The 15,093-nt window shown below is 57.3% G+C and carries 13 protein-coding genes and 1 rRNA gene; 9 read left to right on the plus strand and 5 right to left on the minus strand.

Going from position 1 to position 15,093, the window contains the following annotated elements; all coding sequences use genetic code 11:
• Positions 1–251: 251 nt before the first annotated feature.
• Positions 252–1,871: an L-aspartate oxidase gene (nadB, locus tag NR795_RS11495; protein WP_257758242.1), complete on the plus strand. Its 1,620-nt coding sequence runs from the start codon at positions 252–254 to the stop codon at positions 1,869–1,871.
• Here the strand turns inward: nadB and NR795_RS11500 are convergent.
• A complete protein-coding gene (locus NR795_RS11500) occupies positions 1,856–2,593 on the minus strand; it encodes a tRNA1(Val) (adenine(37)-N6)-methyltransferase (protein WP_257758243.1) in 738 nt (245 codons plus the stop codon). The two genes, nadB and NR795_RS11500, sit on opposite strands and share 16 nt — an antisense overlap.
• A 131-nt stretch (positions 2,594–2,724) precedes the next feature.
• On the opposite strand from NR795_RS11500, the gene srmB reads away from it, so the two are divergent.
• Positions 2,725–4,047 (plus strand): ATP-dependent RNA helicase SrmB, encoded by a 1,323-nt coding sequence (srmB, locus tag NR795_RS11505; RefSeq protein WP_257758244.1) that lies wholly within the window; start codon positions 2,725–2,727, stop codon positions 4,045–4,047.
• 44 nt (positions 4,048–4,091) lie between these two features.
• Here the strand turns inward: srmB and grcA are convergent, their stop codons facing one another.
• Positions 4,092–4,475, minus strand: coding sequence for an autonomous glycyl radical cofactor GrcA (gene grcA / locus NR795_RS11510; protein ID WP_042395490.1), 384 nt, complete (start codon positions 4,473–4,475; stop codon positions 4,092–4,094).
• Between the two features lie 314 nt (positions 4,476–4,789).
• Here grcA and ung point away from each other — a divergent pair, with 314 nt between their 5' ends.
• Positions 4,790–5,479, plus strand: coding sequence for a uracil-DNA glycosylase (gene ung / locus NR795_RS11515; RefSeq protein ID WP_144818095.1), 690 nt, complete (start codon positions 4,790–4,792; stop codon positions 5,477–5,479).
• A 48-nt stretch (positions 5,480–5,527) separates the two neighbouring features.
• Here the strand turns inward: ung and NR795_RS11520 are convergent, their stop codons facing one another.
• Positions 5,528–6,577, minus strand: a complete 1,050-nt coding sequence (locus NR795_RS11520) for a tRNA/rRNA methyltransferase (RefSeq protein WP_144818094.1) — start codon at positions 6,575–6,577, stop codon at positions 5,528–5,530.
• 192 nt (positions 6,578–6,769) lie between these two features.
• On the opposite strand from NR795_RS11520, the gene trxC reads away from it, so the two are divergent.
• From trxC to NR795_RS11545, 5 genes are all read left to right on the plus strand, one after another.
• A complete protein-coding gene (gene trxC, locus NR795_RS11525) occupies positions 6,770–7,189 on the plus strand; it encodes a thioredoxin TrxC (protein ID WP_257758245.1) in 420 nt (139 codons plus the stop codon).
• Positions 7,190–7,262: 73 nt separating this feature from the next.
• Positions 7,263–7,961, plus strand: a complete 699-nt coding sequence (tapT, locus tag NR795_RS11530) for a tRNA-uridine aminocarboxypropyltransferase (protein WP_257758299.1) — start codon at positions 7,263–7,265, stop codon at positions 7,959–7,961.
• 32 nt (positions 7,962–7,993) lie between these two features.
• On the plus strand, positions 7,994–10,654 hold the full coding sequence (pat, locus tag NR795_RS11535; protein ID WP_257758246.1) for a protein lysine acetyltransferase: 2,661 nt from the start codon (positions 7,994–7,996) through the stop codon (positions 10,652–10,654).
• 129 nt (positions 10,655–10,783) lie between these two features.
• A complete protein-coding gene (gene pssA, locus NR795_RS11540) occupies positions 10,784–12,139 on the plus strand; it encodes a CDP-diacylglycerol--serine O-phosphatidyltransferase (RefSeq protein WP_257758300.1) in 1,356 nt (451 codons plus the stop codon).
• A 55-nt stretch (positions 12,140–12,194) separates the two neighbouring features.
• On the plus strand, positions 12,195–12,515 hold the full coding sequence (locus NR795_RS11545) for a YfiM family lipoprotein (protein ID WP_222888538.1): 321 nt from the start codon (positions 12,195–12,197) through the stop codon (positions 12,513–12,515).
• Here NR795_RS11545 and NR795_RS11550 read toward each other — a convergent pair.
• Complete coding sequence (locus NR795_RS11550; protein WP_257758247.1) at positions 12,512–12,964, minus strand: DUF4385 domain-containing protein; 453 nt, start codon at positions 12,962–12,964, stop codon at positions 12,512–12,514. The genes NR795_RS11545 and NR795_RS11550 overlap by 4 nt on opposite strands.
• Before the next feature lie 119 nt (positions 12,965–13,083).
• On the opposite strand from NR795_RS11550, the gene NR795_RS11555 reads away from it, so the two are divergent.
• Positions 13,084–14,880, plus strand: coding sequence for a thiamine pyrophosphate-requiring protein (locus tag NR795_RS11555; protein WP_257758248.1), 1,797 nt, complete (start codon positions 13,084–13,086; stop codon positions 14,878–14,880).
• Positions 14,881–14,976: 96 nt separating this feature from the next.
• On the opposite strand, the gene rrf is transcribed toward NR795_RS11555, so the two are convergent.
• Positions 14,977–15,092 (minus strand): 5S ribosomal RNA (gene rrf, locus NR795_RS11560).
• Between the last annotated feature and the right edge of the window lies 1 nt (position 15,093).

Consider the following 15,093-nt stretch of genomic DNA (forward strand, 5'->3'; position numbering starts at 1 on the left):
GTTTCGTAGACCGTTGGTTATGACTCATTATAAGTCTACTGACGCTAAACTATGCACGTCGCATAGTAGAAAAGCCTTTTATACCGTCAGCAGAGTAACGCAACCCTGCTTTTTTTTCACCACAAAACTGATTTAGCCTTTTCACCGCCTCGCTGTTTAGCCTTTACAACACGATTTAAAAAATTTGGTGATTTATACTGCCTTTAGATCTATGCTGGCGTCATCCTGTTTAGTAAATTAAACACACTATCATGAATACGACTCCCGATCTCTCCTGTGATGTGCTGGTAATTGGCAGTGGCGCTGCTGGTCTCTCTCTGGCGCTGCGTTTGGCGCAACACCATAGCGTGATTGTTCTTAGTAAAGGCCCGATTAGCGAAGGCTCCACCCTCTATGCGCAGGGTGGCATTGCCGCCGTGTTTGATGACACCGATAGCATTAGCTCACACGTGGAAGATACGCTTATCGCGGGGGCAGGTATCGTCGAACGCCATGCGGCTGAGTTTGTCGCCAGCAACGCCCGGCCCTGCGTACAGTGGCTTATCGATCAGGGCGTGCTGTTTGATACCCACGTGCAGCCCAACGGTGCAGAGGGCTACCACCTGACCCGCGAGGGCGGCCACAGCCATCGCCGGATCCTGCACGCCGCCGACGCTACCGGCAAAGCGGTCGAGACGACGCTGGTAAGCCAGGCGCTGAGCCATCCCAATATTCGCGTGCTGGAGCGCTGCAACGCTGTAGACCTGATTATCTCCGACAAAATTGGCCTCTCCGGCCCGCGTCGGGCGGTTGGCGCTTGGGTGTGGAACCGCAATCGCGAGGCGGTTGAGACCTGCCGGGCGAAAGCGGTAGTGCTGGCCACCGGCGGTGCGTCGAAGGTCTATCAGTACACCACTAACCCGGATATCGCCTCTGGAGACGGTATCGCCATGGCCTGGCGGGCAGGCTGCCGGGTGGCTAACCTCGAATTCAACCAGTTTCACCCCACCGCCCTCTTCCACCCGCAGGCACGTAACTTCCTGCTTACCGAGGCCTTGCGCGGGGAAGGCGCCTACCTTAAGCGCCCGGATGGCACGCGGTTTATGCCCGACTTCGATTCCCGGGGCGAGCTGGCTCCGCGTGACATCGTGGCCAGAGCTATCGACCATGAGATGAAACGTCTTGGGGCGGACTGCATGTACCTGGATATTAGCCATAAGCCAGAGGCCTTTATCCGCCAGCACTTCCCCATGATCTACGAGAAGCTGCTTGGCCTGGGTATCGATCTCACCAAAGAGCCGGTGCCTATCGTGCCGGCGGCACACTACACCTGCGGCGGCGTGATGGTGGATGACGCAGGCCGTACCGACGTGGACGGGCTGTATGCCATCGGCGAGGTGAGCTATACCGGCCTGCACGGCGCAAACCGTATGGCATCGAACTCACTGCTGGAGTGTCTGGTCTACGGTTGGTCAGCGGCGGAGGATATTACCGGGCGGCTTTCTGCTGTGTCAGAGGTCGCTACGCTCCCCGCGTGGGACGAGAGCCAGGTTGAGGATCCTGATGAGCGAGTCATCATTCAGCATAACTGGCACGAGCTGCGCCTGCTGATGTGGGATTACGTGGGGATCGTGCGCACCAGCAAGCGGCTGGAGCGCGCGCTACGGCGGATCCAGATGTTGCAGCAGGAGATCGACGAGTACTACGCTAACTTCCGCGTCTCTAACAATCTGCTGGAGCTGCGTAATCTGGTGCAGGTTGCGGAGCTGATTGTTCGCTGCGCCATGGCGCGTAAGGAGAGCCGAGGATTGCACTACACGCTTGATTACCCGGCGCTGCTGCCAGACTCCGGGCCATCGATACTTGTCCCGCGCACCTACATAAAGAGATAGAACGCCTGGGTCAGCGCCGTATAGTCTTCTGAATAGCGCTGATCCGCGCCGCGGATGGTCATGCGATCGCTAAAGCACTCCCCTTGGGTGGGGGAGAAAGCCAGCAGTACGCGGTGCGGTAGACGACTTTCGTTATCGGCAACGTCGGTGCGCAGGCGCAAATGCCAGCCCGTCTCCAGCGCCTTTTGCGTAAAGCCATTTCCCAGCGCCTCCGGCAGCACCACGCATAAAAACCCCTCTTCAGTGATGCACTCGGCGGCGCAGGCCAGCAGCGTACCGTGATCCAGAGAGACGGTATAGCGCGCCTGCTCCCGCTGCGGCGTGCCGCACTCGACCCCTTTTTCATAGTAAGGCGGGTTGCTGACGATGAGATCGTAGCGGCGGGTGCAGGTGTTGACCCACTCCTGAATGTCAGCAGAGTGGATCTGAATGCGATCCGCCCACGGCGACTCGCTCACGTTCTCCTGCGCCTGTTGAGCGGCATCGACGTCCAGCTCTACGGCATCAATGCTTACTGTCTCACCGGTACGCTGGGCCAGCATCAACGCCAGCAAGCCGCTGCCGGTGCCGATATCGAGGATACGCTTAACCCCGGCAACCGGCGACCATGCCCCGAGAAGAATACCGTCAGTACCCACCTTCATGGCACATCTGTCATGGGCAATAAAAAACTGTTTAAAGGTGAATCCATTACGACGCAGCTGCGCTTTGCTGTGGGGCATTCTTAACAATCCAACTAACGAAACCGGTGTAGAATAGGGGAAAGCCGCCAGGCGGGAAAGCGTTATCCACACAAAGAGATGAAGATTGCAGCCATAACGATTATAATCAGCGCCCCACACTGAGGTAGAACATGACTGTAACGACTTTTTCCGAACTCGAACTCGATGAAAGCCTGCTGGACGCGCTCCAGAGTAAAGGCTTCACACGCCCAACTGCCATTCAGGCGGCTGCTATTCCGCCTGCGCTGGAGGGCCGAGATGTACTCGGTTCCGCGCCTACCGGCACGGGTAAAACGGCAGCGTATCTGCTGCCTGCGTTGCAGCACCTGATCGATTTTCCACGTAAGAAATCCGGACCGCCGCGTATTCTTATCCTGACGCCTACCCGCGAGCTGGCAACGCAGGTGGCCGAGCACGCCCGTGAGCTGTCGGTAAATACCCATCTGGATATCGCCACTATCACCGGCGGCGTAGCCTATATGAACCACGCCGAAGTGTTCAGCGAAAACCAGGATATCGTGGTCGCCACAACCGGCCGCCTTATGCAGTACATCAAAGAAGAGAACTTTGACTGCCGCGCCGTAGAGACGCTGATCCTCGATGAAGCAGACCGCATGCTGGAGCTGGGTTTCGCCCAGGATATCGAGCACATCGCCGGGGAGACGCGCTGGCGTAAGCAGACCATGCTCTTCTCCGCCACGCTGGAAGGCAACGCCGTGAAGGACTTTGCCGAGCGCCTGCTGGAAGATCCGGTCGAGGTCTCTGCGACACCGTCTACCCGCGAACGTAAAAAAATCCACCAGTGGTACTACCGCGCGGATGACTTTGCACATAAGACCGCCCTGCTGAAGCACCTGCTGACCCAGGACGATGCGACCCGCACCATCGTGTTTGTTCGTAAGCGCGAGCGCGTGCATGAGCTGGCAGAGCTGCTGCGTAACGCCGGTATTAACAACTGCTATCTTGAAGGCGAGATGGCCCAGGTGAAGCGTACCGAAGGTATCAAACGTCTGACCGAAGGCCGGGTAAATGTGCTGATCGCCACCGACGTTGCCGCTCGTGGGATCGATATTCCAGACGTGAGCCACGTGATTAACTTCGATATGCCGCGCAGCGGCGATATCTACCTGCACCGTATTGGCCGTACCGGCCGCGCCGGCCGCAAAGGTACCGCCATTTCGCTGGTCGAGGCCCACGATTACCTGCTGCTGCAGAAAATTGGCCGCTACGTTGATGAGCCGCTAAAAGCCCGTGTGATTGACGAGCTGCGCCCCACCACCCGTGCGCCGAGCGAGAAGATGACGGGTAAGCCGTCGAAGAAAGCGCTGGCCAAGCGTGCCGAAAAGAAAGAGAAAGAGAAAGAGAAGCCGCGCGTGAAGGTGCGTCATCGCGATGCTAAAAACGTGGGTAAGCGTCGTAAGCCGAGCGGCTCTCAAGAGTCCTCAAACGAGTAATAAAAAAGCCGGGTTCGCTACCCGGCTTTTTTTATACAGGCCTGTTACAGGCTTTCAGTAAAGGTACGGGCGATAACGTCGCGCTGCTGCTCTGGGGTCAGGGAGTTAAAGCGTACCGCATAGCCTGACACGCGGATGGTCAGCTGCGGATATTTTTCCGGATGCTCAACCGCATCCATCAGGGTTTCACGACGCAGCACGTTAACGTTCAGGTGCTGGCCGCCTTCAACGCGAACCTGCGGCTGAACTTCCATCGGTACTTCGCGATACTCGATGCTGCCCAGCTGGTCAATCGCCACCACGTCATCTTCGGCAAAACCGGCTTTAGCACATACGCAACGCGCTTCTCCTTTTTCGCTGTCGAGCAGCCAGAAAGAGTTTAACAGATCGTCGTTTGCGGCTTTGGTGATTTGGATACCTGTAATCATATGATGCCTCCCGGGCGTCTTAAATTATTGTGTCGGCCATATCCCGGCCAATTGGTAAAACCATTGTTGCCTGAGTGTATATATACCAGCCAAACTGGGGTCATTCCTTGACCTATATCAATAAAAGCCACACCACAAAGAGGGTCATGATGGGAAATAGTTGTTTTATATCAAGTTATGCCGCGTGGCCCTCTAAAAATATTTTGTATTTTCTCAAATTTTGTTAAGTCTGAGCCCGCGTTTATGCCCACGTATTTTATTCCGCGGAAAGAAGCGGTTAAGCTTAGGATCACTAAAAGAGGCAGGAGACCGGAATGACCACTTCGCAAACATGGCACGACGTGCTGGCTGAAGAGAAAAAGCAGCCCTACTTTACCAATACGCTTAACGCAGTAGCCGCCGAACGCGAGGCTGGCGTGACGGTTTACCCGCCACAGAAGGATGTGTTCAACGCCTTTCGCTTCACCGAGCTGGGGGATGTGAAGGTGGTGATCCTCGGTCAGGATCCCTATCACGGGCCGGGACAGGCACACGGCCTGGCCTTCTCCGTCCGCCCCGGCGTCGCTACGCCCCCGTCGCTGCTCAATATGTACAAAGAGCTGGAGAGCTCAATTCCGGGATTTACCCGGCCGACGCACGGCTATCTGGAGAGCTGGGCGCGTCAGGGAGTGCTGCTGCTCAACACGGTGCTGACCGTGCGCGCAGGCCATGCGCACTCTCATGCCAGCCTCGGCTGGGAGACCTTTACCGATAAGGTGATTGCTTTGATTAACGAGCACCGTGAGAACGTCGTGTTTTTACTGTGGGGATCCCACGCGCAGAAGAAAGGGGCGATTATTGACGGCCAGCGCCACCATATCCTGAAAGCGCCTCACCCTTCACCGCTGTCGGCGCACCGGGGATTTTTTGGCTGTCACCATTTTGTACTGGCTAATGAGTGGCTGGAGCAGCACGGCGAGAAGCCGATTGACTGGATGCCGGTTCTGCCGGCAGAGAGCGAATAGCGAAGGGATTGGGCCCGGCGGCGCGATGCCTGCCGGGCCTGGAAAGCGTTACGCTTTGTTCTGACGCCACCACTCGGCGAGCAGAACGCCGGTCGCCACGGAGACGTTAAGGCTTTCAACGTTGCCGGTGCCCGGAATAGCAAGGCTCAGATCGGCGCTGGCCAGCGCCGCATCGGAGAGACCGTCACGCTCCTGGCCTAATACCAGCACCATCTTCTTCGGCATCTCGGCCTGATAAAGCGGCGTACCTTCATGGCTGGAGGTGGTTACAATGGTGTAGCCCGCTTTGCGGAAGGCATCCAGCGCATCAAGCACGCTGTCACCGGTGATCGCCTGCACGTGCTCGGCCCCGCCCTCAGCGGTACGTACCGCTGCGCCAGACTCGATAATTCCCGCGTCCTGCAGCACTACGCCTTTCACACCGAAGTGCGCGCAGCTACGCATCATCGCGCCGAGGTTGTGCGGGTTGCCCACATCCTCCAGCGCCAGGACGCAATCCTGCTCGCCCGCCTGGCTCACCCACTGCTGCACAGAGATACCGCTACGCTTTTTGATAATAAAGCAGACGCCACCGTGGTGTTCGGTTCCGGACGCTTTTGCCAGCTCGGCCTCGTCTACCACATGGTAGGCCTTGCGGTTAGCTGCCATCCAGCGCAGCGCCTCTTTGAAGCGCGGCGTCACGCTCTGGACAAACCAGGCGCGGACGATGCAATCCGGGCGGCTCTGGAACAGAGCCTGACAGGCGTTTTCACCGTAAACGCGTGTCTCTTCAGCGCGCTGGCGACGGATCACTTCAGGATCGATAACCGGCTTGCCGCTGGCTGACTCCTCCTCGTCCCTTACCGATTCGCTAACGGGCGGGCGGGAGACGGTGCGCCACGGCGATCCGCCGTCACGCTCGTTATCACGGTCACGATCGCGACCAAAAGGTTTTCTCTCATCGCGGGCGGGGCGACGGCCACCGTCTGCACGAGACGATCCCGGACGTCCGCCCCCCTTCCCGGTACGCGGGTTATGGGTACGTTTATCAGAATCATCATCACTGCGGACATACATCACTTTGACCTTGCCGCTTTTGTTTTTAAGTTCGTCGTTCATGCTTTTCTCCACCAGCGCTGCGCGAAGCGCGCAGATTACCCGATGTGCAGGCGCATAGCCATTACTTCATTTAAAAGCCTGCGACTATTGTACTCATTGAATAAAACGCGTTGTCGTTTCACACCTGCTCAAAGATAATATGTAACATATTGGAAACATACTCTGTCCCACCGCACTACCCAGAGGTTAGTTATGAATACCGTATGTGCAAGCTGTCAGGCACTGAACCGCATTCCCGATGACCATGCTACCGACGGCGCGAAATGTGGACGCTGTGGCCACGATCTTTTCGATGGCGACGTAGTTAACGCCACCGGCGAGACGCTGGATAAACTCCTGAAAGACGATCTGCCAGTAGTAGTAGATTTCTGGGCACCCTGGTGTGGCCCGTGCCGCAGCTTTGCCCCGATTTTTGAAGACGTTGCTGAAGAGCGCAGCGGCAAAGTGCGCTTTGTAAAGATTAACACCGAAGCCGAACGTGAGCTAAGCGCCCGCTTCCGGATCCGCAGCATTCCAACCATCATGCTGTTCAAAAATGGTGAGGTTGTCGACATGCTGAGCGGCGCGGTGCCGAAAGCACCGTTCGATAGCTGGCTGAACGAATCACTCTAATCTTCCGGGGCGCGCTTGTGCCCCGTTTTTCCCTCTGCCACAATGGCGTTTTTTCTGCGCCACCTCTATGACCGTGACCAATAACGCCGTACTGCAACTTCGGGCGCAACGTCTTGCCCGCGCTACACGCCCTTTTCTCGCCCGGGGTAACCGTATCCGCCGCTGTCAGCGCTGCCTGCTGCCGCTAAAGCAGTGCCTGTGCGCTACGCTACAGCCCAGCTCTGCCCGCAGCCGCTTCTGTCTGGTGATGTTTGATACCGAACCGATGAAGCCCAGCAATACCGGACGCCTGATTGCCGATATCCTGCCGGATACCGCCGCGTTCCAGTGGTCGCGCACCGAGCCGCCGCAGGCGCTGCTGGATCTGGTCGCCAATCCTGATTACCAGCCAATGGTGGTCTTTCCCGCTGCCTATGCGGGCAGCGAGCGTCAGGTGATCACCACGCCTCCCAGCGGTAAACCGCCACTGTTTATTATGCTCGACGGAACCTGGACCGAGGCGCGGAAGATGTTCCGTAAAAGTCCTTATCTCGACAGGCTACCGGTGATCTCTGTCGATCTCTCCCGCGTCTCCGCCTACCGCCTGCGCGAAGCACAGGTTGAGGGGCAGTACTGCACGGCAGAGGTGGCGATCGCCCTGCTCGATCTCGCTGCGGACCAGCATGCCGCTCAGGCGCTGGGGGATCACTTCTCCTGCTTCCGTACCCGCTATCTGGCAGGAAAAACGCAGCATAAGGGCAGCGTCACAGCGGATATGGAAGAAAGCGTTTAAAATCATCAGGTCACTCTTTTCTGGAGACCGGTATGAGCCAACGAGGACTGGAAGCGCTGCTGCGCCCTAAGTCGATTGCGGTGATTGGTGCCTCAATGAAGCCGGATCGCGCCGGCTTTTTGATGATGCGTAACCTACTGGCCGGCGGCTTTGCCGGTCCGGTTCTGCCGGTGACCCCGGCCTGGAAGGCCGTGCAGGGAGTGCTGGCCTGGCCGGATGTCGCCAGCCTGCCCTTTACGCCGGATCTCGCCGTGCTCTGCACCCATGCGAAACGCAACTTAAGCCTGCTGGAGGCACTAGGCCAGAAAGGGTGTAAGACCTGCATCATCCTCTCTGCGCCGCCGGAACAGCATGCCGATCTGCTGGCCTGCGCCAGCCGTTTCCAGATGCGCCTGCTGGGGCCAAACAGCCTCGGTCTGCTGGCACCCTGGCAAGGGCTCAACGCCAGCTTCTCTCCGGTACCGATCGCGCGCGGCAAGCTGGCCTTTATCTCCCAGTCGGCGGCGGTATCCAATACCATTCTTGACTGGGCCCAGCAGCGCGAAATGGGCTTCTCCTACTTTATCGCCCTCGGCGACAGCCTGGATATCGACGTCGATGAGCTTCTGGACTTCCTTGCCCGCGACAGCAAAACCAGCGCTATTCTGCTCTATCTGGAGCACCTGAGCGACGCCCGGCGCTTTGTCTCCGCCGCCCGTAGCGCCTCACGTAATAAGCCCATTCTGGTGATCAAAAGCGGCCGTAGCCCAGCGGCGCAGCGTCTGCTGCACGTTAACGCCGGGATGGATCCCGCCTGGGATGCGGCAATTCAGCGCGCAGGCCTGTTGCGGGTGCAGGATACCCATGAACTTTTCTCTGCCGTTGAGACCCTGAGCCATATGCGCCCGCTGCGCGGAGAGCGCCTGATGATTATCAGCAACGGCGCGGCACCGGCGGCGCTGGCGCTGGACGAGCTCTGGCTGCGCAACGGCAAGCTGGCGACGCTGGGGGAAGAGACCCTCTCCCGCCTGCGTGAAGCGCTGCCGGGATCGGTTGTGGCGGATAACCCGCTGGATCTGCGCGACGATGCCAGCAGCGAGCGCTATATCACCGCGCTTAATATCCTGCTCGACAGTACAGACTATGACGCCCTGCTGGTGATCCACTCCCCCAGCGCCGTGGCGCCCGGCAGCGAAAGCGCGCTGGCTCTGATTGACGCCCTGAAAAAGCATCCACGCGGTAAATATGTCACCGTGCTGACCAACTGGTGCGGGGAGTTCTCTTCTCAGGAGGCCCGCCGCCTGTTTAGCGAAGCGGGGCTGCCAACCTACCGGACGCCGGAGGGGACGATTACCGCCTTTATGCATATGGTGGAGTACCGTCGCAACCAGAAGCAGCTCCGTGAGACGCCTGCCCTGCCCAGCAACCTGACCGCCGATACGGCCGAAGCGCATAAGCTATTGCAGCAGGCTATCGATGAGGGAGCCACCACGCTTGATACGCACGAGGTGCAGCCGGTACTTCGCGCCTACGGGCTGCAAACGCTTCCCACCTGGATTGCCAGCGACAGCGCCGAGGCGGTACACATTGCCGGGCAAATTGGCTACCCGGTCGCCCTGAAGCTGCGATCCCCGGATATCCCACACAAGTCCGAAGTTCAGGGCGTGATGCTCTATCTGCGCACCGCTGCGGAGGTACAGCAGGCGGCAGAGGCGATTATCGATCGCGTTAAGATGCGCTGGCCCCAGGCACGAGTGCACGGTTTGCAGGTGCAAAGCATGGCTAACCGCGCCGGTGCCCAGGAGCTGCGGGTGGTGGTAGAGCAGGATCCGGTGTTTGGCCCGCTGATTATGCTGGGCGAAGGTGGCGTGGAGTGGCGAGCGCAGGATCAGGCCGCAGTAGCGCTGCCGCCGTTGAACATGAACCTTGCCCGCTACCTGGTTATTCAGGCCATCAAGAATAAGAAGATCCGCGGGCGCAGCGGTCTACAGCCGCTGGATGTGATCGGCCTGAGCCAGTTTCTGGTGCGGGTATCAAACCTGATCGTTGACTGCCCGGAGATCCAACGGCTGGATATTCACCCGCTGCTGGCCTCCGCCGGGGAGTTTACCGCCCTCGACGTGACGCTGACGCTGGCACCGTTTAGCGGCAGCAGCGAAAGCCGGCTGGCGATACGCCCCTATCCACAGCATCTTGAGGAGAGCGTGACGCTGAAAAACGGCGATGCCTGCCTGTTCCGCCCCATCCTGCCCGAAGATGAACCGGCCCTGCAGCGTTTTATCGCCAAGGTCACAAAAGAGGATCTTTATTATCGTTACTTCAGTGAGATCAACGAATTCACCCATGAGGACTTAGCCAATATGACTCAGATCGACTACGATCGGGAGATGGCGATCGTTGCCGTGCGGCGCACTGACGATGGCGAAGAGATCCTTGGCGTGACGCGGGCGATCTCCGATCCTGACAACGTTGATGCGGAGTTTGCCGTGCTGGTCCGCTCTGACCTTAAGGGGTTAGGTCTGGGGAGACGCCTGCTGGAGAAACTTATTGGCTACACCCGCGATCACGGTCTCATGCGTCTGAATGGTATTACGATGCCTAATAATCGCGGTATGGTTACGCTGGCACGTAAACTCGGCTTTACCGTTGATATCCAGCTAGAGGACGGGATTGTCAGCCTGACGCTTCCTCTTGCCGGGCCTGGCGGCTCCTGAGTAAGGTACTGGAAATGTTGACCACTTTCGCTGGCTCTGGTGTTATCATTGTCCGCTTATGTGGTCTGCATGCTTCTGTAGATGCATGATACAGAGACCCTTCAATAAACAGAGAAGATACGCACTGTGATGTTGTCAAAATTTAAGCGTAATAAACATCAACAACACCTTGCTCAACTACCTAAGCTCTCTCAGTCAGTTGATGATGTCACGTTTTACTACGCTCCCGCCGATTTTCGGGAAACGCTGCTAAAACAGATTGCTGGTGCGACACAACGCATCTGTATTATCGCCCTGTATCTTGAGCAGGACGACGGCGGTAAAGACATTATGGCGGCGCTCTATGAAGCGAAACGCCAGCGTCCAGAGCTGGATGTCCGCGTCCTGGTTGACTGGCATCGCGCCCAGCGTGGCCGGATCGGTGCTGCCGCGGCCAACACCAATGCCGACTGGTACTGCCGTCTGGCGCAGGAGAATCCTGGCGTCGATATCGCCGTTTATGGCGTACCCGTGAATACCCGTGAAGCGCTGGGCGTGCTGCACTACAAAGGTTTTATCATTGATGATGCCGTGCTCTATAGCGGTGCCAGCCTGAACGACGTCTACCTGCATCAGCACGAAAAGTATCGCTACGACCGTTACCAGCTGATCCGCAATGCACGGATGGCAGACATTATGCTGGAGTGGGTCGACCACAACCTGATTCAGGGGTGCGGCGTTAATCGCCTTGATAGCGACCAGCGGCCTAAAAGCCCGGAAATCAAAAATGATATCCGTCAGTTCCGTCAGGAGCTGCGTGATGCTGGCTACCATTTCCAGGGCGATGCGGATAACGAGCAGCTGGCGGTGACGCCGCTGGTGGGTCTGGGCAAAACCAGCCTGCTTAACAAGACGATCTTCCATCTGATGCCGTGCACCGAGCACAAGCTGACGATCTGCACTCCCTACTTTAACCTGCCGGCAGTGCTGGTACGCAACATCATTCAGCTGCTGCGCGAAGGCAAGAAGGTAGAGATTATCGTCGGGGATAAGACCGCGAACGACTTCTATATCCCGGAAAACGAGCCGTTTAAAATTATCGGTGCGCTGCCCTATCTCTATGAAATTAACCTGCGTCGTTTCCTGAGCCGCCTGCAGTACTATGTGAATACCGATCAGCTCATTGTCCGTCTGTGGAAAGACGCGGATAACAGCTATCACCTGAAAGGAATGTGGGTGGATGACGAGTGGCTGCTGCTGACCGGCAACAACCTTAACCCACGCGCGTGGCGACTGGATCTGGAAAACGCGATCCTTATTCACGATCCGCAACAGGAGCTGGCCCCGCAGCGTGATAAAGAGCTGGCGCTGATCCGCACTCACACCACCGTGGTGAAACACTATCGCGATCTGCAAAGTATTGCCGAGTACCCGGTTAAGGTGCGTAAGCTTATCCGCCGTCTGCGCCGGATACGTATCGACAGGCTGATCAGCCGTATTCTGTAATTTTAACATAGTGTCTGGCCCCGTCATTGATGGGGCCTTTTTATTGGGATTGGCGATGCGCGCTCTTATCTTATCTGCCCTACTGACCCTAACCGGCTGCACGCATATGGCTGACGACCAGTGGCACGGTCAGGACAAAGCCCAGCATTTTCTCGCTTCCGCCATGCTCTCTGCTGCCGGGAATGAGTATGCCCAGCACCAGGGCGTTAGCGCCGATCGCGGTGCGGCTCTCGGCGTTATGTTTTCGTTAAGCCTGGGCGCATCAAAGGAGCTGTGGGATAGCCGCCCGGCAGGAAGCGGCTGGAGCTGGAAAGATTTTGCATGGGATGTCGCGGGAGCAACGACCGGTTACGCCGTCTGGCAGCTGGCGCACTAGCCCCATTTCGCCTGGTGCGCTTTTTTGCGCTTCAGGTAATCCTCATCGGCACGGATCCGATCCCACCAGGTTTTAAAGATCGCTGCCGCCGCGGCTTTGACCGGATCGTTGCCGCGTGGATTGAGCTCGCGATTCTCATCATACTTTTTGCCGCCTTTGTAATTAGCGTAACGCCGGGCGCGGGTATAACCCATTTGAATAAACTTACGCGCCATATCCATACCCACAAAGTCATCATTTTTGCGGTACTCCTCAAACAGAGCGTAGATTTGTTCCGCTGACTTTTGTGCTGACTCCGGATCCTTATAGCGCCAGAAGGGCAGGATCTCCCCCTTATAAGGCTCGACCAGCAATACACCCTGCTCTCCCCGGCCAACCTGGTAACGTTCAGGATGCTGGCGAAAATCGGTTTCAGTAAAGTTCTGCTCATAATCAAATTCTTTGCGCACCGATACTCTCCGTTTTGATTGCTCTTCTAAACATAGCACTGTTCAGAGAACTCCCCCTTTTTCCCCAATTTGCCTTAGGTGAACTATCCTCGAACAAACACCTGAAGCGAGGCAAAATAATGACGCAGATGACCAGTGATTTCTTTGTAGAACGATTAAAAGCCTGGGGAGTGACCCGTATTTACGGCTATCCCGGGGATGGTATTAACGGCGTGCTTGGTGCGCTACAGCGTGCTGAAAAAGCGGGTAACGGAATTGAGTTTATCCAGGTGCGCCACGAAGAGATGGCTGCCTTTATGGCCTGCGCCCATGCCAAGTTTACTGGCGAGCCTGGCGTTTGCCTCTCTACCGGTGGCCCAGGGGCGACCCACCTGCTGACGGGCCTGTATGACGCCCGCATGGATCATATGCCAGTGATCGCCATTGCTGGTCAGGCAGAAGCCACGGCCCGCGGCTCAAATTATCAGCAAGAGATCAACCTCGATCGCGTGTTTAGCGACGTGGCGAACTTCGTCCAGGAAGCAGCAACTCCTTCCCAGGTTCGCCATCTGGTGGATCGCGGCGTACGTATCGCCAAAGCCAATAACGGCGTCACGGTGCTGATCCTGCCGAAAGATATTCAGGATGAAGAGTGGCAGGAGCCCCAGCATGCCCACGGCTTTACCCATTCCGGCACCGGCTATCAACGCCCGCAGGTCATTCCTTATCAGTACGATCTCCAGCGTGCCGCTGATATCCTCAACGAGGGCAAAAAGGTCGCTATCCTGATTGGCGCGGGCGCTCGGGATGCCGCCGTTGAGGTAGTTCAGACAGCTAATCTGCTTGGTGCAGGGGTAGCGAAAGCGTTGCTGGGTAAAGATATCCTGCCTGACGATGCGCCGTTCGTTACCGGCTGTATCGGCTTGCTGGGTACTGAACCCTCATGGGATCTGATGCAGGAGTGCGATACGCTGCTGATGATTGGTACCGGCTTCCCATGGACCGAGTTTTTACCCAAAGAGGGACAGGCGCGTGCCGTACAGATTGATATTGATGCCTCCATGCTGGGGTTACGTTATCCCACTGAAGTGAATCTGCACGGTGATGCCGTCAGTACGCTACAGGCATTGCTGCCTCTGCTTAAGCACAAGGACGATCGTGCATGGCAGGAGAAGATTGCGGTCTCAGTTCAGGCGTGGTGGGAGAAAATGGAGGAGCGGGCCATGGCAAAAGCTAACCCGGTTAACCCTCAGCGCGTAGTGTGGGAGATGTCACCCCTGCTGCCGGACAATGCCATCGTGACGTCTGACTCAGGCTCCTGTGCAAACTGGTACGCACGTGATTTCAGAATAAAGCAGGGCCAGCGATCTTCCCTGTCAGGTGGCCTGGCCTGTATGGGCGCGGCGGTACCCTATGCTATCGCCGCTAAGTTCGCCTTCCCGGAAAAACCGGTTGTTGCGCTGGTCGGCGATGGCGCTATGCAGATGAATAACCTGGCTGAGCTCATTACCATTCAGAAGTATTGGCAAGGCTGGTCCGATCCACGCCTGATCGTCTGTGTGTTTAATAATGGCGATCTGAACGAGGTGACATGGGAGCAGCGCGTCATGGAAGGGAACCCGCGCTATGAAGCCTCACAGGATATACCAGATGTGCCTTACGCTAAGTTTGCAGAATCCATTGGACTGAAAGGGATCTTCATTGACGATCCGGAAAAGCTGCATGACGCATGGAACGAAGCGTTGAGCGCGGATCGCCCAGTGGTGCTGGAGGTTAAAACTGACCCGGAAGTAGCGCCTCTACCGCCGCATATCACACTGGAGCAGGCAAAGGCGTTTATGTCATCGCTGGTTAAAGGTGACCGTTCCGCAGGTAAAGTGATCGCCGATACGGCGCATCAGATTATGAATACGGTCCTGCCGGGGCATAAAGCGTAAAGTTGGAATACTTGCCCGGTAAGCACAGCGCCACCGGGCGTTCAGCAATACAACGCAAAAAGGCCATCCTTTCGGATGGCCTTCTGCTTGTTTGATGCCTGGCAGTTCCCTACTCTCGCATGGGGAGACCCCACACTACCATCGGCGCTACGGCGTTTCACTTCTGAGTTCGGCATGGGGTCAGGTGGGACCACCGCGCTAGTGCCGCCAGGC

The sequence above is a fragment of the Pseudescherichia sp. L3 genome (genome assembly GCF_024656065.1).
Taxonomy (GTDB): domain Bacteria; phylum Pseudomonadota; class Gammaproteobacteria; order Enterobacterales; family Enterobacteriaceae; genus Pseudescherichia.

Excerpts from the sequence above, each read along its gene's own strand:
- NR795_RS11520 (WP_144818094.1), bottom strand. The coding sequence starts at position 6,577 with ATGAACGACGAACTTAAAAACAAAAGCGGCAAGGTCAAAGTGATGTAT.
- trxC (WP_257758245.1), top strand. The coding sequence starts at position 6,770 with ATGAATACCGTATGTGCAAGCTGTCAGGCACTGAACCGCATTCCCGAT.
- nadB (WP_257758242.1), top strand. The coding sequence starts at position 252 with ATGAATACGACTCCCGATCTCTCCTGTGATGTGCTGGTAATTGGCAGT.
- pat (WP_257758246.1), top strand. The coding sequence starts at position 7,994 with ATGAGCCAACGAGGACTGGAAGCGCTGCTGCGCCCTAAGTCGATTGCG.
- NR795_RS11500 (WP_257758243.1), bottom strand. The coding sequence starts at position 2,593 with ATGCCCCACAGCAAAGCGCAGCTGCGTCGTAATGGATTCACCTTTAAA.
- ung (WP_144818095.1), top strand. The coding sequence starts at position 4,790 with ATGACCACTTCGCAAACATGGCACGACGTGCTGGCTGAAGAGAAAAAG.
- NR795_RS11555 (WP_257758248.1), top strand. The coding sequence starts at position 13,084 with ATGACGCAGATGACCAGTGATTTCTTTGTAGAACGATTAAAAGCCTGG.
- srmB (WP_257758244.1), top strand. The coding sequence starts at position 2,725 with ATGACTGTAACGACTTTTTCCGAACTCGAACTCGATGAAAGCCTGCTG.
- pssA (WP_257758300.1), top strand. The coding sequence starts at position 10,784 with ATGTTGTCAAAATTTAAGCGTAATAAACATCAACAACACCTTGCTCAA.
- grcA (WP_042395490.1), bottom strand. The coding sequence starts at position 4,475 with ATGATTACAGGTATCCAAATCACCAAAGCCGCAAACGACGATCTGTTA.
- NR795_RS11545 (WP_222888538.1), top strand. The coding sequence starts at position 12,195 with ATGCGCGCTCTTATCTTATCTGCCCTACTGACCCTAACCGGCTGCACG.